Raw genomic sequence first — 19,565 nt, forward strand, 5'->3', positions numbered from 1 at the left:
CATATGTATCCAGAAAGCACACTTTTAGGTAATGAGAATGCACTCGTTGTAAGTTTCAAACCTAAATGGGCTGATAAAATACTTTCCAAAGAAAAAACAGTAGAGCTTCGCCGACAGTTTGGAAAAAGTATAAACAACGATATAACCGTTTTAATATATGCTAGCGCTCCAGTATCAGCTATCGTTGGAACTGTTTCTCTACATTCGATTTCAACTGATTCAATAGACAAGATTTGGGCTAAATTTAATAAGCAGGCTGGAGTAAGTAAGAGGGAGTTTTTCGAATATTTCAAAGGCAAAGATACGGCTACGGCATTAGTATTACAAAATCCCATACGGATTAAAAACATCTCGTTAAGCGTACTGAAGGAACGTTGTAACTTTCGCCCCCCGATATCTTGGAGACACCTAAAAGAACTTGAAAAGGTCATTATTAACAAAAATTTAGAAATTCAGTACGATGAAAAATAAGATACTTGTTCTAGGAGCCTCTGGTATTGGTAAGACTACATATTGCCAATCATACCAACCAAAGCAGCCAAATGTTCACCACGTCATTGCTAGCCAGCACTTAAATAACATACACAAACAAGACAGCCATACACCCATACAGTCGCAATTAGTTGCTTCAATTAATGGACATATTGCGCGACAAACTTCAGGCTTGTTCTTGATAGATGGTCACTTAATAAACAGAGGCGTTAAAGTACCAGTTGAAGTACTCAAGAATTTGAATTTAGATATGATTTTGTTTCTGAAAAGTAACCCTGAACAGATCCTATTCAATAGAAATCATGATGTAAGCAGAATAAGGTCTACTGAAACTATAGATGAAATCATCAACAGTCAAAATTCAGAACTCGAGTACTCAAAATATGTTGCGAACAATCTGTCAATACTATTTTTCGAGTTAAAAAATCCAACTCAATTGATGTTCAACAAAACAATAGATACCTTATCCTCACAAATTGTAAATAAAAAAAAGAAAAAACCCTTACAGCCTTGATTTTAAAACAATATATCTAATATCCTCCTAGGATTAACTGGTCACCTTATGGCATATGGGAACATGCAATGTCTAAATCGAGTTTAAACCAAACAAGAAGTCTGGCCTTTTGGTTTAATTTATCTGATCAAGAAAGATTAAATGATATTGTAAAAGAAACATCTTTACATATTAATTATTGGCAGTTTCTAGATTCTCATGAAAAACGTTCATTTTGTAAAAAATATCTCTCCTTCTTTTCTAAGAATCAGAACCGTAAATCCGATGACTATCTAGATTTAGGATTAATGATTCCAGTAGATGCTGCTTTGGAAGAAATTTATTTTTACTTGCCACTAACACTTAAAAAAAAATCTGTAGAAGACATATCGAAGAACTTCAAAACATCTGATATTGCGAAAGGCATATTCAATGAAAACTTGCAAGTTACAGATATTACAGATAAAAGCGGTCTTCTACTAAAGAAACCTCAAACAAACGGTAGTTACTGTTGGGTACAATCCCTGCATACGACTAGTGATGGAAAGATTTCAGAGAATGCGCTTTCTGTAGAGCCATTTGCAAATAATGATGGCACTCAAATAACAATTCCGAAAAGTATGCTGTCAACAGCGTTAGACAATGCCGATGAGCACAATAAGTGTTATTTTAGAATACGCATTTGCGTTTCAAAATCAGAAGCTAAATCTTTTGTGCATACTATTAAGCCCGCAGATAAATCCATCACCAGTAGTTATGAAAGCACAAAGTTTATTGATTTTAGGCTAAATGAGTCCCGCCTATTACCAAATGAAATTGAGCCACAGATAAGAAAGAGCCAAGGAAAGTTTTGTCTTCCTGCCAGTCGAGTAGATTTTCTGCTTGCAGCAAAAATGCAAGCAGATATCGTCGGAGGAAATAAAGAGTTCCATAAATCAAGGTTTCTTGAGCCTGACCTTTGGAAAAATTACTTCAGCACAGCTATGGAAAATGCACAGCAACATATATCTAACGGAATGGTTGTGTATCACTGGAAAAAGGAAACGAAAAATGAAATACATTTTGATGATTTCATAGCCTTTGTTAAGCTAAGAGAAAGGCTAAGCGGAACGAAACTTGTTTGGCGTTATTTACTTTTTGCCTTTACTATTGGGTTACTTGGCAGTCTTTGCGGAAGTCTCCTTTATTCCGGTCCACCTAACTTAGATGAAATGAAAAATAATTGGAGTAATGTCTTCGACACAGGTAATTCCGAAGACACTGCAAACGGTTCGATGAAAAAGCTAGTGGCACAACAAAATGAAGTCAGAACAACCAATGACTAAGTATTATTCAAGCGCACCTTTAAAGTGCAAAACGGGGGAAATGATGCTTCTTAATTACAATATTACCCAAAGAAATTTGAATGATGCACCTCAAAACTCAGTTAGCATCCATGGAGATACTCATTGCCAGCTAAATCACGAAAAGGTATCCACATACCTTCTAGATCTTTCTAATGAGTACCCAAACATTTTGAATTGGTATGAAAAGAAAGTTGTTCCAGGATTAGCTAACGGAACAAGGAAACTTTTCGTTCACATTAGAAATGAAAAAATTATCGGTTTGGCAATAGCAAAGAATGAGTTAAAAGAGAAAAAAATATGTACAGTGCGTGTTTCACCTCAAATGTATGGTAAAGGTTTGGGAGTGAGGCTTTTTAACGAAGCAATGGAGTGGCTTGATACGTCTACCCCTCATGTCACGGTATCTGAAAGTAAATTCCATTTATTTGAACGTCTCTTTGAACACTACGGCTATAGATTGACATCCACGCATATGTCACGTTATCGAGAAGGGCAAGTTGAATACCTTTTTAATGAAAAAATTGCATTTGAGTAACAACACTCCAAGTAAACAATAAACATTCATCCCTTAATCTACTTTTGACAATGCAAGCACCATAAGGCGTAAAAAATTACGCCCTTACTGGTTTTCCAAAGTTGCTTGGCAGAATGTCTCTACGTCAATACGAACGTTGCCTTACAAGTGCAACATTTAACTCTTCTTCACTGCCGCTCCGCGCTTTCTCGTCGTCCCTGACTTTTTCGCTGTGCTTTTTCCAGTGCTGCGGCGCTTTTTGTAGGATGGTCGCTCAACTTTGGGTAAGTGCCTAAGCGATTCAGGGACAGGGCCAAGTTTTACTGTTTCCATTAAACCCGTAATTTTGGATTCCAATGCTTGCATAAAAGGTTGGTAAGCTTGGTTGCGCTCTGCCATACCTTGAAGTTGATGTTCCCAATTGGCGGTCATGTCTGGGTAGGTGGACTCGTTCGGCAGAGCATGGATCAAACCTCTACCGGCCGGAGAACTTAAAATTGATTTGCCTTGGCGAGTAAGCAATTGGCGCTTGAATAGAGTGTCTAGAATGCCAGCTCGTGTGGCTTCTGTGCCTAACCCATCGGTTTCACGTAGGATTTTTTTGAGCTCTTTGTCTTCCACAAATCGGGAGATACCCGTCATGGCTTGAAGTAATGTGGCTTCGGTGAAATGCTTGGGCGGTTCTGTTTTTCTGTCTTTGATTTCACCTTCACGGCAAGTAAGTACCGTTCCTTCTGGTAAGGGAGGAACCGTATCGACGCCTTCTTCTTTCTCTGCTTTGTCTTTCCCCATCAGTATTTTCCATCCGGGATCAATCAACTGCTTACCAGATGCAACAAATGTTCCGCCAGCGATATCAAAGATCAGCTTGGCTTCTGCAAATATGGCTGGTGGGTAGAATTGCATAAGATACTGACGGGCAATCTGTTGGTAAATCTTCATTTCATTACCAGAAAGCCCGTTTACCGATGCTTTTTTGGGTGTTGGAATGATGGCATGGTGGGCATCGACTTTGCTGTCGTTCCACGCTTTTGATTTACGGGACAAGTCTGCACCTTGAACCGCCTGAGCAAGCTCTTTAGCGTTGTTGCCAATGGCATCAGTTACCGACGCAGCTTGACCAAAATGTTCCACTGGTAAATATCGGCTATCTGAACGTGGGTAAGTAATCAGTTTGTGTTTTTCATATAGCGATTGGCAAACATTCAGCACGTCTTGCGCACTCATACCAAAACGTTTTGCAGCATCGATTTGTAGTGCGGAAAGTGAATACGGGAGCGGCGCGGCTTGCTTGGTTTGTTTTTGTTCCGATTTCGTTACCGTAGCAGGCTGATTAGCGATACGTGAGGCGACGTTCTCTACCAGTTTTCGATTGAGTACTCTGCCCTCTTCATCTTGCCAAGGTTTGCAAGCTTCGCTTGGTTTCCAGCGAGCACGAATATCAAAGCTGCCATTTTGATCTTGGTAAGGGATCAGCGCATGAAGGGTAAAATAGTCTCGAGGGACAAAATTCTCGATTTCTTCGTCTCGACGAACCACCAAGCCCAGCACAGGGGTTTGAACACGCCCTACCGATAACACACCTTGATAACCGGCTTTTTGACCAAGTAAGGTATACGCCCGCGACATGTTCATGCCATACAGCCAATCGGCACGGGAACGAGCGAGCGCCGATACAGAAAGAGGAATGAAATCACGGTTACTGCGAAGCTGAGAAAGTGCACGCTTGACCGCAGGTAAGTTTAAGTCACTGATCAGCAACCTTTCCATATTCTCTTTTTTGCCTTTAGGGACTTTGCAGTAATCGATCACTTCGTCCACCAGCAGTTGCCCTTCACGATCTGGGTCGCCAGCATGAACAAGGTGGCTGCTTTCTTTTAATAGCTTACGGATCACCGTGAGCTGTTTGCTTGACGTCTTACGAGGTCTGAGCTGCCATTGGTCTGGAACAATCGGCAGGTCATTCATGTTCCATTTTTTGTAACGTTCATCGTAGACATCGGGCTCCACCTGTTCCAACAAGTGACCGATACACCAAGTAACGATGTCACCATTCCCACAACGAATAAAAGCATTTTCGTTTTTTTGAGGCTTGGGTAGAGCTGCAGCAATCGCGCGCCCTAAGCTGGGTTTTTCGGCAATGATGAGTCGAGACATAAATGTGAAAAGATTCAGATAAAACAAAAGCCACATTATCTAATGTGGCTTTCAGAATGCAAGAAAAACTGTTTTTTTATACAGTTATTTTGTGTTAATACCGAATCTAGGTCGCTATAGAAATTCGATAAATTGGCTTAAATCACGCTCTGGCACTTTCATTGGCGTGCAGCCCGGAGTACCCACGTAAAGGAAGCCGACGATTTCGTCTTTGCCTTCTAAGCCAAATGCCTCGTGTACCTTCGGGTGGAACATCCAGCTTCCTGAGCGCCAAAATGCTTGGAAACCTTGCGCGACAGCGGCCATTTGCATGGCTTGAACAGCACATCCGGCAGAAAGGTATTGTTCCAGTGCGGGCACTTTTTCGTGCTCAGTAACTTTGGCGATAACGGTAATCACCATAGGGGCACGAAAAGGGGCGTTTTTCAGTTTTTCTATTACCGCTTCTTCACTGTTTTCCGCTTCAGCGGCCGATACCAAAATATCCGCGAGCTTTGCCAACCCTTCACCTTGTGAAATCACAAAACGCCAAGGGGTTAACCCAGCATGGTCAGGGGCACGAAGCCCAGCTTTGATGATATTTTGAAGTGCTTCCCCTTCTGGCGCGGGCGCCGAAAGCTTAGCGATTGAGCGACGATTCAATAAAAGGTCTAACGCTTCCATTTGAAGTCCTTGTTTGTTTTTTTCAAATGTAGCATAAACCTACTCAAATTTAGCCCCCGTTTTTCAGGGGCTATTTCTGTGCTTACAGTGCTACCGCTAACTTCACACCTTGGCGAATGGCTCGAACGGCATCCAGCTCGCCTGCATGGTCGGCTCCACCAATAATATGGAGCTTGTCGCCAAGCTTGCTCCAATCTGACTCAAAGGGCCTTACTGATTCTTGCCCTGCGCAAACCACTACCGTATCCGCATCTAACAGCTTTTCATCACCTTGATGCTCTATGTACAAGCCCTTGCCGTTAAGTCGCTGGTATTGGACACCACCGATTAAATTCACCCCGCGCTTTTCTAACGTACGCTTGTGGATCCAGCCCGTTGTTTTGCCCGGCCCTTTCCCTACTCGTCCATTTCGACGCTGCAACACCCAAACGGTTTTGTCGCTCACCGAATCGGGGTAAGGGTATAGACCGCCAGGGTGATCAATGTTCTTGTCGATACCCCACTCATGCAGCCAATCATCCAAGTCATGACCATTTGGTTCCGTTAACATGGTGGCGACATCAATCCCGATACCACCTGCGCCAATAATGGCAACTTTCTCGCCTACTGGTGTCTTATCGCGGATCAGAGTCTGGTAATCCACCACTTTCTCGGCATTATCGAAGCCCTCAATATTTACTTCACGAGGAGCCACCCCAGAAGCCATCACCACTTCATCGTACCCCTCCAACATGTCAAAGGTGACTTCTGTTTCCAGTTTAAGGTTAACGCCTGTGGTATCAATGCGATTGGCAAAGTAGCGGATGGTTTCACGAAATTCTTCTTTACCCGGGATTTGCATAGCTAAGCGGAATTGACCACCAATACGATCATTGCGTTCATATAAATCCACATCGTGGCCGCGCTCTGAAGCCGTGGTCGCAAATGACAACCCAGCAGGTCCTGCGCCAACAACAGCAATCTTTTTCTTCTTCACTGCTGGCTGAACCACAATTTCCGATTCGTAACACGCTCTAGGGTTAACAAGGCAGCTTGCTCGTTTGCCTTTGAACACGTTATCCAAACACGCTTGATTACAGCCAATACAGGTATTAATAAGGTGGCTTTGCTGTGCTTCAGCTTTATTGACGAAGTCAGGATCGGCCAAGAAAGGGCGCGCCATCGATACCATGTCTGCCTGACCAGAGGCTATGATCTTCTCGGCTTCATCCGGCGTATTGATTCGGTTGCACGTGATAACCGGAACATTAAGGTGCGGCTTCACTTTTTCCGTTACCCAAGCAAAAGCACTGCGCGGAACTTGTGTTGCGATAGTCGGAACTCGCGCTTCATGCCAACCAATACCGGTATTGATGATGGTGACTCCAGCTTTTTCCAGCTCTTTAGCCAGCAAGACGACTTCTTCAAATGTGCTGCCTTCTTCCACCAGATCCAACATGGATAATCGGAATATGATGATGAATTCTTTGCCCACTTTTTCGCGGATTGCTTTTACCGTTTCAATCGGAAAGCGCATGCGATTTTCATAAGTTCCCCCCCATTCGTCGTAACGCATGTTGGTACGTTTACAAATAAACTGGTTGATCAAGTACCCTTCCGAACCCATGATTTCGATGCCGTCATACCCCGCTTCTTGCGCGAGGGAGGCAGAATTAGCGAATGCGCCAATGGTTTTTCGGATCTGACGCCCACTCATTTCACTGGGTGTGAACTTTGCGATTGGGGCTCTGATTTCTGATGCGCTTTGAGAAAAAGGATGCATGGCGTATCGACCTGCATGCAGCAATTGAAGCGCAATCTTCCCACCGTGTTCATGCACGGCATCGGTGACGACTTTATGGGCTTGAGCATGTTTACGTTTACTAAACTCAGCACTGAACGGATGCAGCCTTCCCCGTAAATTTGGTGAAAAACCGCCCGTTACTATTAGCCCCACTCCCCCCTTCGCACGCTCTGCATAAAAAGCAGCAAGCTTGTGTAGACCTTGCTTATCTTCTTCTAAACCGGTGTGCATGGAACCCATTAATACCCGGTTGCGTAACTGGGTAAAACCCAAGTCCAGCGGCGAAAGTAAATTAGAATACATAGGGAGAGCTCACTTTAATTTTATAGTAATGGTATGACCACTCTAAAAGCCCGAAAACAAAAAATCAAACACCTGTTTACATTTTTACAACAACGATCAATCTTCTGTGTTTTTCTTCGCTAAGATCACGTAGGATGGAGCGATTAGCTAAGTACTTGTATTGGAAAGACATGAAAAAGATATTTCGAGTTATAGGTTTGATTTTTAAGTGGATATGGAAGGCGATTTCTTTCCTACGTGTTGCCATCATCAACCTATTCTTTTTGTTTTCTTTAGCGATCATCTATTTCGTTTACACCCAAGCCGATACCACTGCACCTGTTGTGCAAGAAAAATCGGCGCTTGTCATGAATTTGTCCGGCCCGATAGTGGAACAAAGCAGCTACGTTGCTCCTATGGATTCATTCACTGGATCGTTACTCGGCAGTGAACTGCCAAAAGAGAACGTTTTGTTTGATATTGTCGAAACGATTAGACACGCGCAAAACGACGACAACGTGACGGGTTTGGTATTAGCGCTGCGTGAAATGCCAGAAACCAATCTGACCAAACTTCGCTACATTGCTAAAGCGCTGAACGAATTTAAGACCTCTGGCAAACCTCTTTATGCCATTGGTGACTTTTACAACCAAAGCCAGTATTACTTGGCCAGTTACGCTGATAAAGTCTACTTGGCACCAGATGGTGCAGTACTTATGCAAGGCTATGGCGCATACAATCTTTACTACAAAGACATGTTAGAAAAGCTGGATGTTAATACGCATGTGTTCCGAGTCGGCACCTACAAATCTGCGATTGAGCCATTTACTCGTAACGACATGTCTGACGAAGCCAAAGAGTCAGCGTCTCGCTGGCTGACACAACTTTGGGATGCGTTCATTCATGATGTTGCACTAAACCGCCAGATTGAAGCTTCTATTCTTGCGCCTAGCGAAGCTGACATGTTGAAGCTGCTCAACGAAGCTAAAGGCGATTTGGCACAGCTTTCCAAAAACATTGGCTTAGTTGATGAGTTGGCGACCAGACAACAAGTCAGAAAAGCATTGGTTAAAGAGTTTGGTAGTAATGGCAACGACAGCTTTAATCACATCGGATACTACGAATACCTAGCAACAATGACTCCGAAGTTGAATTTTGCTGCTGACGATGTCGGCGTAATTGTGGCCAGTGGCGCGATTATGGATGGTTTCCAACCTCGCGGAACGGTGGGCGGTGATACGATTGCATCACTGATGCGCGACGCTAGAATCGACGACAAAATTAAAGCCGTTGTACTTCGAGTGGATAGCCCAGGCGGCAGTGCGTTTGCTTCTGAAGTCATTCGTAACGAAGTACAAGCTTTGCGTGATGCAGGAAAACCCGTCGTTGTGTCTATGTCGAGCTTGGCGGCTTCAGGTGGCTACTGGATTTCGATGAGTGCAGACAAAATCGTTGCACAACCGACAACCCTTACTGGCTCCATTGGCATATTCAGCGTGATTACAACGTTTGAGAAAGGCCTGAACAACCTTGGTATTTATAACGATGGTATCGGCACTTCTCCTTTCTCTGGTATTGGCGTTACACGTGGGCTAACTCCTGCGGCATCGGAAGCGATTCAACTGGGTATTGAGCACGGCTACCAGCGCTTTATTGGTCTCGTTGGTGAAAACCGTGATATGAGTATTTCAGACGTTGATAAAGTTGCTCAAGGGCGTGTTTGGACAGCGAAAGATGCAATGTCGTTTGGATTAGTCGACCAAATGGGCGATTTTGATGATGCCATCAAGCTGGCTGCTGAATTGGCAGAACTGGATTCATACAACATTTACTGGGTAGAGGAGCCACTATCTTCAACCGAACAGATCATTCAGGAGTTGATGCAAAATATCTCTGTGAATTTAGGCATCGATATGAACAGCGTGTTACCTCAATCGCTACAGCCTGTCGCTAACCAGCTTAAGCAAGACCTAAGCGTAATGCAGAGCTTTAACGATCCTAAAGGACACTATGCATTTTGCTTAAATTGCCAAGTTCAATAGTTCTGACGTTTATACGTTAGCAACAACCTTTTTAAATAGACGCTTCGGCGTCTATTTTTTTATGCTGCTAAGCTTATCTGTAAACACAGCGTATCCATAAACAAACTCGAACTTTGAAACCGTTTAGATAAGCTCGTCTTGTTCAGTGAAGGGGGCTTGATGATCGCAATTACACTTTTGTTAATTGGGATGCACTCTTCCAGTATTTCCTTCTGGGGTTTTGAGCAGAATTCGCTATAATCCCGCCATAATTACAACGTGTAACGAATAGAAACATAGCCCTATGCAAAAAAAACATATATACATCGCTTATACTGGCGGCACTATTGGAATGCAAAAATCTAATCAAGGTTACATTCCAGTTGCTGGGTTTATGGAAAAACAACTTCAAAGCATGCCGGAATTTCATCGCTCTGAAATGCCCGATTACACCATTCACGAATATGATCCACTCATCGATTCATCCGATATGACGCCTATGGATTGGCAGCAAATCGCCGATGACATTCGTGACAACTATGACAACTACGATGGTTTTGTTATTCTTCATGGCACCGACACCATGGCTTATACCGCTTCGGCGCTTTCGTTTATGCTCGAAAACCTTGGTAAGCCAGTCATCGTTACGGGATCGCAAATCCCTCTAGCAGAGCTTAGATCCGATGGGCAAGCCAATCTACTTAATGCATTACACATCGCGGCAAATTACCCGATTAATGAAGTCACGCTCTTTTTCAATAACCAGTTGATGAGGGGTAATCGCAGTACCAAATCACATGCGGATGGATTTAACGCGTTTACGTCCCCTAACCTGCCAGCTCTGCTGGAAGCGGGAATTAACATTCAAGTAAGTAATTACATTGAAGTAGATAAAAAGCCTGCAGGCGATTTTAAAGTGCATAGCATTACCCCTCAGCCAATAGGTGTCATTACTATGTACCCTGGCATTTCACACGAAGTTATTCGAAATACGCTGCGCCAACCTGTGAACGCAATGATTCTTTTGACCTTTGGTGTCGGAAATGCTCCACAAAACCCTGAACTATTGGGTCATCTCAAAGAAGCCTCTGAACGCGGTGTAATTGTCGTGAACCTAACGCAATGTCTCGCTGGCAAGGTAAACATGGGAGGCTATGCTACAGGATGTGCTTTAGCAGAAGCTGGTGTTATCAGCGGGTACGATATGACGCCAGAGGCAGCACTTGCCAAATTGCACTACTTGTTGAGCCAAAACCTCGGTTATGAGGAAATAAAAAGCCAGATGCAAAAAATTCTGCGTGGTGAAATGAGCCTGTAGAGTGATGTATTTCTCATGGTGAGAGATATTACTCATTAGAAAAAACAAGAGGAAGCAAATGCCTCCTCTCTTTTTATTAGAAGTTCTTAATCGATATGCTGTTGATTTATTCTTTATCAATTTTTATTCGAGCGATTTCTTCCTCGCCCTTAGAAAATTCTTTCTTCAGCTCAACTTTGGATTTGAACTCAATTTCACCGCCTGCTGCAACAGACATATGCTGCGCTTCAGTATTGTGCTTGGATTGATACAGCATAACGGCTTGCATACAGGAGTCTCGCTGCTCTTGGTTTAACGGAGTACCATCCGGCCACTTACCCGTTTCTACAGCATAATTTAAGCGCTCGTAAACCTCGGGGGTCATTGCTTCAATAAGTTGCTCTACATTCACTTTCTTTCCTAATTTTAAGTAAATAGGTTTTGAATAAGACCATATCCGGCTACTATGCTTAGTCAAGTAATGGACAACAAATTAGAGCATTAGATCACAAGCGGGATGCCAATGATAAAAACTCGACTTCTTATTTGTATCGCTTCTGTAGCAACGCTTTCTGGATGTTTTGAAGCTCATCAAAACACGGGGGAATTGTGTGAAGCCAATCCGACACTTCGGTGTGAAAAACTCAACATGCGCGACGGGCAATGTCGCATACCAAGAACAAATCTCATCTGGCACCGATATGACGCGCTGAGAAACAATAACGTTGACAAGATACTGAAAGAATTTGAGATCTTACATGAATATCAACAATGTCTTGAGTTAGCGGCTCAGATACAACCCATAGACCAAAGTGATCTTAAAGAGCGCCGATTCAATGCGCTGGTTCATACCTATGATGAACAGAAACGCATATTAAACGACTTAAAGTCGTCAACCGATCCTTACGCGTTGTACTTCCGCTGGACACAAGGCGATGATGACGCCCAACGTGAGTTCTTGCAATTGGAAGGAACGGAAAAACTCAATACCGCCAAACTTCAATATGCGTTAGCTACCTACTACGCAAACCGAGATCGCAATAAAACACTCATTCTTCTTGAAAATGCCTTAACGCTCACCAAAAAAGGTGAGCTAAATAACGAAGTGATTAAGTCATTAGCTAGTACTAATCAATCGCTCGGGAACTTGGAATACGCATATATTTGGGCAATGGTAGGCAAAGAATTTGAGCTACCTATTGCCTCAGATAGAAACCTTAGAAGAATGTACCCATACCCAGAGGAAAAGCTAGATAAGCTAAACGACCTAGCTGATGATGTGGCTGATTCCGTAAAAAGCGGCCTTTACAAACCATCTTTGATTCCGGAAATAGACACACTTAGAAAATGGTAAAAACTCGCTTTGTGAAATTAATTTTCAAAGGTGATGTGTTACACGTCACCTTTTTTAGTATTGTTGAAAATTAACGACACTGAGTTAACACAAAACCGTTCGCCAGTGGTTTTAGGACCATCAGGAAAAACGTGACCCAAATGGCTATCACACGCTGAACAACGAATTTCTACCCTCTTCATTCCGTGACTCAGATCCTCAATATAACGAACTGCAGCCTCGTTAATCGGCGCATCAAAACTTGGCCAGCCGCACCCAGAATCGTACTTGTTTTCCGAGTGAAAAAGAGGGGTATGACAACAGGTGCACTGATATTCGCCGCTTTGTTTATTATGAAGTAATTTTCCAGAAAAAGGAGCTTCTGTTCCGTGTGCCCTACAAACACGATATTCTTCGTCAGTTAGTTGTTCTTTCCACTCTTTTTCCGTTTTTTCAACTGGTTGCGCCTTTTGGTTCACGTTTATATTTCTCCATTTTTTTTGTTTTTTATTCATTTTATTAAACAAAGTCTTGCCTAAGACTGGGGTTGTAGCACATACTTCTTAACCGAAATATGACTTGTGCGTCATTTTTGACACACAGATATTGACTGAATACTTCTACGCATGATTGTTGGCGTTAGATCCACCCAGTCATGTGTAAAAAATATACATTTGCAAAGATATGTTAAAAAAAGCATCGCTTTTTTTTGACTTTAGACAAGTTAACCTTGATTATCTGTTGCAGATTTTTACTGGATTCTGTAATTTTACTACCAGTTATCTTTAATCAGAAATTAAGTTGTGGAGCAACTATAATGACTATCAAAGTAGGTATTAACGGTTTTGGCCGTATCGGTCGTTTCGTATTCCGCGCTGCTCAAGAGCGTGCAGACATCGAAGTAGTAGGTATCAATGACCTTATCGACGTAGAGTACATGGCTTACATGCTTAAGTACGACTCAACTCACGGCCGTTTCAACGGTACTGTTGAAGTTGAAGGCGGAAACCTAATCGTTAACGGCAAAACTGTACGTGTAACTGCTGAGCGTAACCCTGAAGATCTTAAGTGGGATGCAATCGGTGTAGACGTAGTTGCTGAAGCAACTGGTCTTTTCCTAACTGACGAGACTGCACGTAAGCACATCACTGCGGGCGCGAAGAAAGTTGTTCTAACTGGTCCTTCTAAAGACGCAACTCCAATGTTCGTTATGGGTGTTAACCAAGACACTTACGCAGGCCAAGACATCGTTTCTAACGCTTCTTGTACTACTAACTGTCTAGCGCCTATCGCTAAAGTTCTAAACGACAACTTCGGTATCGTTTCTGGTCTTATGACTACAGTACACGCAACTACTGCTACTCAGAAGACTGTTGACGGTCCTTCTGCTAAAGACTGGCGTGGTGGTCGTGGTGCTTCTCAGAACATCATCCCATCATCAACTGGTGCAGCTAAAGCTGTAGGCGTTGTTCTTCCAGAACTAAACGGCAAACTAACTGGTATGGCTTTCCGCGTACCAACTGCTAACGTTTCTGTAGTTGACCTAACTGTTAACCTAGAGAAAGGCGCTTCATACGAGCAAATCTGTGCAACTATGAAAGAAGCTTCTGAAGGTCCTCTAAAGGGCGTTCTAGGTTACACTGAAGACCAAGTTGTTTCTCAAGACTTCATTGGCGAAGTTCAAACTTCAGTATTCGATGCTAAAGCTGGTATCGCACTAACTGAAAACTTCGTTAAAGTTGTATCTTGGTACGACAACGAAATCGGTTACTCAAACAAAGTTCTTGACCTAGTTGCTCACATCTCTAAGTAAGCATTAGTAAAAGACTTTCTTTGATGAAAGATTAAAAAAGGCGACCATTGTGTCGCCTTTTTGTTTATCTATATATCAATAAAAATTAGATTAATACCAATCACAGTAAGTAAGTGCTCATAAATAGCGAAGGAAAAACGCTTGAGAACAAGGCAAAAAATTTCGATAAGTAGTCATTCTACAATCAAATTTTTTAACGCAGTTATCGAGTGTTTTAACAAGCTAGAATGAGTGATTACTTACTACGATTGGTATAACAACATCAGGATAAGAAGATGGAACTAAAAACTCTCCCTGCTCTGACCGTACTTTCAGATAACGTCACAATCGTAGAATATGAAGGCCTTAAAATAGTTCGTGTGATGCATGAAAAAGCTACCGCGGGTATTTCACTTCATGGCGGACACGTTGTTTCTTTCAAACCAACGGGTCAAGAAGACCTTATTTGGATGAGTAAAGAAGCGAATTTTGATGGAAAAGCTGCACTACGTGGTGGTGTACCGGTTTGTTGGCCATGGTTTGGCCGCATTGCCGCACCAGCACATGGTTTTGCACGTACTAGCCAGTGGGAATTGGTTGAACATAGAGAAAATGCCGAAGGTGTTATTGTTAGTCTTGGCTTGAAAACAAGCGACGAAACACTCGCGGTGTGGAACCATCAGTTTGAAGCCATTTTGAATGTAGAAATCTCAGACGATCTTACTATTTCGTTGGATGTGAAAAACACAGATACATCTGAATGGACATTTTCCGGTGCACTTCATACTTACCTCAATGTTGGCAACATCCACGATGCAGAAACAACAGGAATGGGGCCAGAATTCATTGACGGGTTAAACGGCAATCAAGTGACTCAAGGTGGTAGCACACTGACACTCACTGAAAGTATTGATCGTGTGTACACTCAGCCTGAAGGACAAATTAAAGTCGCTGACGCATCCCTAAATCGCTCATTAGTTGTTGAAAATAAAGGTCACAATTCCGCCGTACTTTGGAATCCATGGAAAGACGGAGCGAAAGGTATGGGAGACATGCAAGACGATGGTTATCTAACCATGCTTTGTGTGGAATCAACTCTTCATGCCCCTACTATTGAGGAAGGGAAGACATTACAGCCAGGTGAAAGTCATCAGCTTGTTACCAAGCTCTCATACAACGCTTAAACGTTAACAGACCTTTCAAAGCCATTGTTGTGCACCGAAGCTCGCGTTTAAGTTCGGCGAGAAAATTCCAACTGACCACAATTCAATTGGCATACTTTCAAGCGGCTAACTCATTAGCCGCTGTTTACATCTTTTTACACATTCAGCTCCTAAATAACTTACTCTATTAGTATTTGTTAATCTTTAGTTCGCATCATTACTGATATGATTCAAAATAACCTTTCTGGAGACAATTCAGAGTTCAGGTTACTAGTCACAAATCGTCACAGTCCAGTCAATGAGATTGAAATAAAATTGGCACAATACCCAAGGAGAGGAAATGTATCTAATGGATCCTACTAATCAATACAGCTTAATGCTTGTTGAAGATGATATGGAACTGGCTGAGCTGATCTGTGATTATTTAAAAGGTCATGAGTTCGACGTAACACACGTGAGCAACGGAATAGATGCAGCACAACGAATTGTGGCAGAGCAACCTGATATTGTCATATTGGATGTCATGCTTCCCGGGCAATCGGGTATGGACGTTTGCCGACAAGTGAGAACCGACTACCTTGGCATGATTTTGATGCAAACCGCGCTTGATGACGACATTGATCAAATGATGGGGTTGGAGTTGGGTGCCGATGATTACATTGTAAAGCAAGTACAACCAAGGCTTTTACTTTCGCGCGTTCGCGCATTACTTCGAAGAAATAAACGCACCAACACGCCCGCAGATACTCAAACGGTACTGACGTTTGGCGCGTTAAAGATTGACTTGCAAAAACGACAAGTTTCTATGAACAACAATGAAATCCAGTTAACCACGGCCGAATTCGAGCTTTTACATCTTCTTGCCCAAAACCCCGGAAAAGTCGTATCACGAGACGACATTGTCCAGCAGATAAGGGGTTATGAATACGATGGTCTGGATCGGTCAATCGATCGAAGGATTTCTCGTCTGAGGAGAACACTCTTGGACGATCCTAACCAACCTCAAATCATTAAAACTGTTCGCGGTAAGGGCTATCAGCTCTGCGCTGATAAACGCTAGCGGAGCTTCTATGATTAAGGCATTTTCTCTTCTTTGGCTGGTAATTCTTATCCCGATTGCATTATTTTTCAGCCCGTTCTCCGCCAACCCACTCAACCATATCAGCAATATTTTAACAAAAGACTTTTATGAAGATATTTACGGCCCGACGCTCTATACCCTACAAGAAGACTTAGACGCAATCCCGTCAGAAAACTGGTCGCAATACATAAAAGAGCTGCAACCGCATTTTGGTGTGGACTTAAAGATTGTTGAGATCGCGGACTTTCCATTAGGCGACACCGATTTATTATCAAGCCTAAAAGCAGGGGAAATTGTTTACCATATTTCCGATCCTCCCGCGTTACTCATGCGAATTCATCAAAGTGAACAAGCCATTTATTTTGCTACAGATTTAGCCAGTAACGATTATGGAAGGATGCAAGCTAAGGGGCCGATGTATATTTTGACGCGAGAAATCAAGAAAACGCCCAAAGATCAGCGCGAAGTCGAACTGGAAAAGATTACCCAACAAATGCCCGTTTACGCGACTATTGAACCTTTGGATTCACTCGAGCTCTCGGAAGAAAATGTAAGCCTGCTTTTATCCGGTGAAATCACTTCTGAACTGAGTGAAGAAGGAGGGCTTGTTTTGTTCGCTCAAATTGAAGGTAACGATATTTTGCGCGTAATGGACAGCCAATCGAGCACTATCCAAATTCAGTTCATGGGCGCGATCATCATGGGGATCATGCTCTGTATAGCCGCCGTTATTGTGCTTTGGGCTATCCCCCTATGGCGCGATTTAAAACGCTTAGTAGCAACAGCGAATCAATACGGTAAAGGCGATCTTCAAGCACGCGCAAAAACATCCAGAATGTCAGTGGTAGCGAAGTTAAGCACATCATTTAATAACATGGCTGATAGCGTTGAGAAATTGATATTGGGGCATCGTGAACTCACCAACGCGATTGCACACGATTTAAGAACCCCTCTTTACCGCCTGCGCTTTGCTTTTGAAATGCTCAATGGTGACATCACCACGGAACAAAGAGAAAAGTACAACAACGTCGTTGAAAAGAGTATTGATGACCTCGATCATCTCATCAATCAAACATTAATTCTTTCACGTTATTCTCGCCGTGTTCCGAATGCAAAACAAATCGTTCCATGCGTACTAGAACCTATATTGCGCGCTGAAATTCATCACTTTCAATTGGAACACGCCGATCTTCAGGTCGAATTCAATTGCTCATCCTTACTTCAGGAAGAAGAAATCATGGTCGATCAAAGAGCCATGGTCCGCGCAATGAACAACTTACTTTCGAATGCAGCTAGATTTGCGAAAAGTACCATTGTTGTCACCTTTGAACGCCACCCAAAAACTTGGCAGCTCACCATTGAAGATGACGGCATTGGTATCCCTCAGGCGTTATGGGAATCAATATTTGACCCATTTACACAGGTAGACAATGAAGAAAGAGACACCACAACAGGTCATGGGCTGGGTTTAGCCATTGTTAAACAAATTGCCATTTGGCATGAAGGTGACGTACTGATTTCGCAGTCCTCTCTTGGTGGAGCCAAGTTCATCTTATCTTGGAACGCAAAACCAGAAGAGGATCAACAGGGAAGCCGAGCGAAAGTTGTCACAAACGGTCACAGTTAGTCTTTATTTTGGCATGGAGTAGCGATCAATTATTGAACACAATAGCTACTCAATCTCAACATTTAAAAAGGTACAGGGATGAAATATCTACACAGAACGGTTGGTATCACTTGCTTGATGATGAGCACTCCTCTAATCGCAAACTCAGAAATTGCGGAGCAAGAAACACCATTTGATCCAGGCTGGCAATTTGTTTTATCAGCGAACGTTGGAGTTGGAACCGAGCAATCTCAACTTAATACTCACGATGACAACAAAACAACAGACTCGCTACAAAGCAGCGGAAAATCAACATCTGGATTTGGTGCCTTCCCTTTTGTTCGAGTGGAGTACACATTAGATAGCGGCTATACACAATTTTACTTAGGTCAAAGTGAAGATCAGGTAACTAACGAACAGTTTCAAGCGGAAATTGGTGTGAACCACTATCTGAATGGCGTGGGCTTAATTAATGCTGCGTACTTCCCGAAAATCCCTGGAGTCAATGAAGTTTGGGAAGATGCCTATTTGATTGGATCTGCCCGTAAAACAACAAATTCTAATGCTCAAGGTGGACGAATCGCCTACTCACCAGAGACCACTTTGCCTTTAACGTTCCGCTACGCTTTTGTTAAGTACAACGTAGAAAACGACAAATCTGGTAAAGGGCAAAATTTGTCAGCTGAAAATATGAAAAAGCTGGAAAGAAACAGCCTATACCAAAGAGTGGCAGTTGAAACGGTTTTCCCTCTAACCGACAACATGGCACTTTTGCCTGCTCTAAACTACACCGTTCGTGATGCCGATGGCAAAGCCAACAGTTTCAAAGAGTTTGGTGGTGATTTAGGCCTGCAGTATTCATTAGGAAAGCACAGCTTTATTGTTCACGCTGGTATCGCACAACGCGGTTTTGATGCTAAAAACCCCGTATTTAACAAAAAACAAGACACCTCAATAACCAACTTGTTCGCACTTTATTCCTATGCGCAACCATTTGGTTGGGAAAGAGCGAGTATTAGTGTCATTGGTGGTATTGGCAATGAAGATTCAGACATCAATTTCCATGACACTAAATCCAATTACATTTCAGCAGGTGTTAACTACTTCTTTTAGTTAGCAAATACCCAAGCAGCGCATCGTTTCTTGGGTATCGCTCACTTAATTCGATTCAAATGAGTTTCAAGGAGGAAATCAATGCGTATCACAGTCATTTTGGCCATTACAGCACTATTCACGCTGTCGGGTTGCTCTCGATTTCCTCATAACGATATTATGAAATGGATGCCCCTTCCCTCATTAGAACAAGTGACACCACCGGGCGAATGGGTATTGTTCAGAGAAATGAATTCTTCCGATATGCAGATTGAGCAAAGCCCCTTTCACTCGATCGAATCAGACAGTCTATCGGAAGCGGTCGCTAAAAACGTCATCACAAAAATCAGTTTGTATGTCATGACAGCGCGGTTGCCCTCTCCTCATCAACAATATGCTCGATGGGAACACCTATTAGACGAATACCGAGATTGATGTTCACCGCCTTTG

General features: G+C 42.8%; 18 protein-coding genes. 13 read left to right on the forward strand and 5 right to left on the reverse strand.

The features are described from left to right. Positions 1 to 3: 3 nt before the first annotated feature. From CW749_RS13360 to CW749_RS13375, 4 genes are all read left to right on the forward strand, one after another. Positions 4 to 471, forward strand: coding sequence for a hypothetical protein (locus tag CW749_RS13360; protein WP_101112624.1), 468 nt, complete (start codon positions 4 to 6; stop codon positions 469 to 471). Beyond that, on the forward strand, positions 461 to 1,006 hold the full coding sequence (locus tag CW749_RS13365; RefSeq protein ID WP_101112625.1) for an ATP-binding protein: 546 nt from the start codon (positions 461 to 463) through the stop codon (positions 1,004 to 1,006). Before CW749_RS13360 ends, CW749_RS13365 begins: the two co-directional genes overlap by 11 nt. Positions 1,007 to 1,074: 68 nt before the next feature. Then, a complete protein-coding gene (locus CW749_RS13370; RefSeq protein ID WP_101112626.1) occupies positions 1,075 to 2,310 on the forward strand; it encodes a hypothetical protein in 1,236 nt (411 codons plus the stop codon). Further along, the gene (locus CW749_RS13375) at positions 2,285 to 2,866 is read left to right on the forward strand and encodes a GNAT family N-acetyltransferase (RefSeq protein WP_101112627.1); all 582 of its coding nucleotides are present in this window, start codon (positions 2,285 to 2,287) and stop codon (positions 2,864 to 2,866) included. The genes CW749_RS13370 and CW749_RS13375 overlap by 26 nt, the downstream gene beginning before the upstream one ends. Positions 2,867 to 3,022: 156 nt before the next feature. Here CW749_RS13375 and CW749_RS13380 read toward each other — a convergent pair whose 3' ends face one another. From CW749_RS13380 to CW749_RS13390, 3 genes are all read right to left on the reverse strand, one after another. Continuing rightward, complete coding sequence (locus CW749_RS13380; protein WP_101112628.1) at positions 3,023 to 5,002, reverse strand: DNA topoisomerase III; 1,980 nt, start codon at positions 5,000 to 5,002, stop codon at positions 3,023 to 3,025. Positions 5,003 to 5,116: 114 nt separating this feature from the next. Then, positions 5,117 to 5,665, reverse strand: coding sequence for an NAD(P)H nitroreductase (locus CW749_RS13385; protein WP_101112629.1), 549 nt, complete (start codon positions 5,663 to 5,665; stop codon positions 5,117 to 5,119). Between the two features lie 82 nt (positions 5,666 to 5,747). After that, on the reverse strand, positions 5,748 to 7,751 hold the full coding sequence (locus tag CW749_RS13390; RefSeq protein ID WP_101112630.1) for an NADPH-dependent 2,4-dienoyl-CoA reductase: 2,004 nt from the start codon (positions 7,749 to 7,751) through the stop codon (positions 5,748 to 5,750). Positions 7,752 to 7,921: 170 nt separating this feature from the next. Between CW749_RS13390 and sppA the strand changes: the two genes are divergently transcribed. Together sppA and ansA are read left to right on the forward strand one after the other, a co-directional pair. Then, positions 7,922 to 9,772: a signal peptide peptidase SppA gene (gene sppA / locus CW749_RS13395; RefSeq protein WP_101112937.1), complete on the forward strand. Its 1,851-nt coding sequence runs from the start codon at positions 7,922 to 7,924 to the stop codon at positions 9,770 to 9,772. Positions 9,773 to 10,055: 283 nt separating this feature from the next. Further along, positions 10,056 to 11,069, forward strand: coding sequence for an asparaginase (gene ansA / locus CW749_RS13400; protein ID WP_101112631.1), 1,014 nt, complete (start codon positions 10,056 to 10,058; stop codon positions 11,067 to 11,069). A 106-nt stretch (positions 11,070 to 11,175) separates the two neighbouring features. Here ansA and CW749_RS13405 read toward each other — a convergent pair whose 3' ends face one another. Next, positions 11,176 to 11,460 carry a DUF1315 family protein gene (locus CW749_RS13405; protein ID WP_101112632.1) on the reverse strand — a complete coding sequence of 95 codons (285 nt, stop codon included), beginning with the start codon at positions 11,458 to 11,460 and terminating at the stop codon, positions 11,176 to 11,178. Positions 11,461 to 11,571: 111 nt separating this feature from the next. Between CW749_RS13405 and CW749_RS13410 the strand changes: the two genes are divergently transcribed. Then, positions 11,572 to 12,402: a DUF2989 domain-containing protein gene (locus CW749_RS13410; RefSeq protein WP_101112633.1), complete on the forward strand. Its 831-nt coding sequence runs from the start codon at positions 11,572 to 11,574 to the stop codon at positions 12,400 to 12,402. Positions 12,403 to 12,440: 38 nt separating this feature from the next. Here CW749_RS13410 and msrB read toward each other — a convergent pair whose 3' ends face one another. Beyond that, positions 12,441 to 12,896 (reverse strand): peptide-methionine (R)-S-oxide reductase MsrB, encoded by a 456-nt coding sequence (msrB, locus tag CW749_RS13415; protein WP_101112634.1) that lies wholly within the window; start codon positions 12,894 to 12,896, stop codon positions 12,441 to 12,443. A gap of 302 nt (positions 12,897 to 13,198) precedes the next feature. Here msrB and gap point away from each other — a divergent pair, with 302 nt between their 5' ends. The 6 genes from gap to CW749_RS13445 all read left to right on the forward strand — a co-directional run bounded on the left by gap (position 13,199) and on the right by CW749_RS13445 (position 19,550). Then, the gene (gene gap, locus CW749_RS13420; RefSeq protein ID WP_101112635.1) at positions 13,199 to 14,194 is read left to right on the forward strand and encodes a type I glyceraldehyde-3-phosphate dehydrogenase; all 996 of its coding nucleotides are present in this window, start codon (positions 13,199 to 13,201) and stop codon (positions 14,192 to 14,194) included. Between the two features lie 275 nt (positions 14,195 to 14,469). Continuing rightward, positions 14,470 to 15,357 carry a D-hexose-6-phosphate mutarotase gene (locus tag CW749_RS13425; RefSeq protein WP_101112636.1) on the forward strand — a complete coding sequence of 296 codons (888 nt, stop codon included), beginning with the start codon at positions 14,470 to 14,472 and terminating at the stop codon, positions 15,355 to 15,357. A gap of 328 nt (positions 15,358 to 15,685) precedes the next feature. Next, entirely contained in the window at positions 15,686 to 16,396 is a 711-nt protein-coding gene (locus CW749_RS13430; protein ID WP_101112938.1) for a response regulator transcription factor, read from the forward strand. A 10-nt stretch (positions 16,397 to 16,406) separates the two neighbouring features. Further along, positions 16,407 to 18,044, forward strand: a complete 1,638-nt coding sequence (locus tag CW749_RS13435) for an ATP-binding protein (protein WP_101112637.1) — start codon at positions 16,407 to 16,409, stop codon at positions 18,042 to 18,044. Between the two features lie 78 nt (positions 18,045 to 18,122). Beyond that, on the forward strand, positions 18,123 to 19,136 hold the full coding sequence (locus CW749_RS13440) for a DUF2860 family protein (RefSeq protein WP_101112638.1): 1,014 nt from the start codon (positions 18,123 to 18,125) through the stop codon (positions 19,134 to 19,136). Between the two features lie 81 nt (positions 19,137 to 19,217). After that, entirely contained in the window at positions 19,218 to 19,550 is a 333-nt protein-coding gene (locus tag CW749_RS13445; RefSeq protein WP_101112639.1) for a hypothetical protein, read from the forward strand. Positions 19,551 to 19,565: the final 15 nt, after the last annotated feature.

It is taken from the genome of Vibrio sp. vnigr-6D03, assembly GCF_002835515.1.
In the GTDB taxonomy this organism is placed as follows: domain Bacteria; phylum Pseudomonadota; class Gammaproteobacteria; order Enterobacterales; family Vibrionaceae; genus Vibrio; species Vibrio penaeicida.

Excerpts from the sequence above, each read along its gene's own strand:
- CW749_RS13360 (WP_101112624.1), top strand. The coding sequence starts at position 4 with ATGTATCCAGAAAGCACACTTTTAGGTAATGAGAATGCACTCGTTGTA.
- CW749_RS13365 (WP_101112625.1), top strand. The coding sequence starts at position 461 with ATGAAAAATAAGATACTTGTTCTAGGAGCCTCTGGTATTGGTAAGACT.
- CW749_RS13370 (WP_101112626.1), top strand. The coding sequence starts at position 1,075 with ATGTCTAAATCGAGTTTAAACCAAACAAGAAGTCTGGCCTTTTGGTTT.
- CW749_RS13375 (WP_101112627.1), top strand. The coding sequence starts at position 2,285 with ATGAAGTCAGAACAACCAATGACTAAGTATTATTCAAGCGCACCTTTA.
- CW749_RS13380 (WP_101112628.1), bottom strand. The coding sequence starts at position 5,002 with ATGTCTCGACTCATCATTGCCGAAAAACCCAGCTTAGGGCGCGCGATT.
- CW749_RS13385 (WP_101112629.1), bottom strand. The coding sequence starts at position 5,665 with ATGGAAGCGTTAGACCTTTTATTGAATCGTCGCTCAATCGCTAAGCTT.
- CW749_RS13390 (WP_101112630.1), bottom strand. The coding sequence starts at position 7,751 with ATGTATTCTAATTTACTTTCGCCGCTGGACTTGGGTTTTACCCAGTTA.
- sppA (WP_101112937.1), top strand. The coding sequence starts at position 7,922 with ATGAAAAAGATATTTCGAGTTATAGGTTTGATTTTTAAGTGGATATGG.
- ansA (WP_101112631.1), top strand. The coding sequence starts at position 10,056 with ATGCAAAAAAAACATATATACATCGCTTATACTGGCGGCACTATTGGA.
- CW749_RS13410 (WP_101112633.1), top strand. The coding sequence starts at position 11,572 with ATGATAAAAACTCGACTTCTTATTTGTATCGCTTCTGTAGCAACGCTT.
- msrB (WP_101112634.1), bottom strand. The coding sequence starts at position 12,896 with ATGAATAAAAAACAAAAAAAATGGAGAAATATAAACGTGAACCAAAAG.
- gap (WP_101112635.1), top strand. The coding sequence starts at position 13,199 with ATGACTATCAAAGTAGGTATTAACGGTTTTGGCCGTATCGGTCGTTTC.
- CW749_RS13425 (WP_101112636.1), top strand. The coding sequence starts at position 14,470 with ATGGAACTAAAAACTCTCCCTGCTCTGACCGTACTTTCAGATAACGTC.
- CW749_RS13430 (WP_101112938.1), top strand. The coding sequence starts at position 15,686 with ATGGATCCTACTAATCAATACAGCTTAATGCTTGTTGAAGATGATATG.
- CW749_RS13435 (WP_101112637.1), top strand. The coding sequence starts at position 16,407 with ATGATTAAGGCATTTTCTCTTCTTTGGCTGGTAATTCTTATCCCGATT.
- CW749_RS13440 (WP_101112638.1), top strand. The coding sequence starts at position 18,123 with ATGAAATATCTACACAGAACGGTTGGTATCACTTGCTTGATGATGAGC.
- CW749_RS13445 (WP_101112639.1), top strand. The coding sequence starts at position 19,218 with ATGCGTATCACAGTCATTTTGGCCATTACAGCACTATTCACGCTGTCG.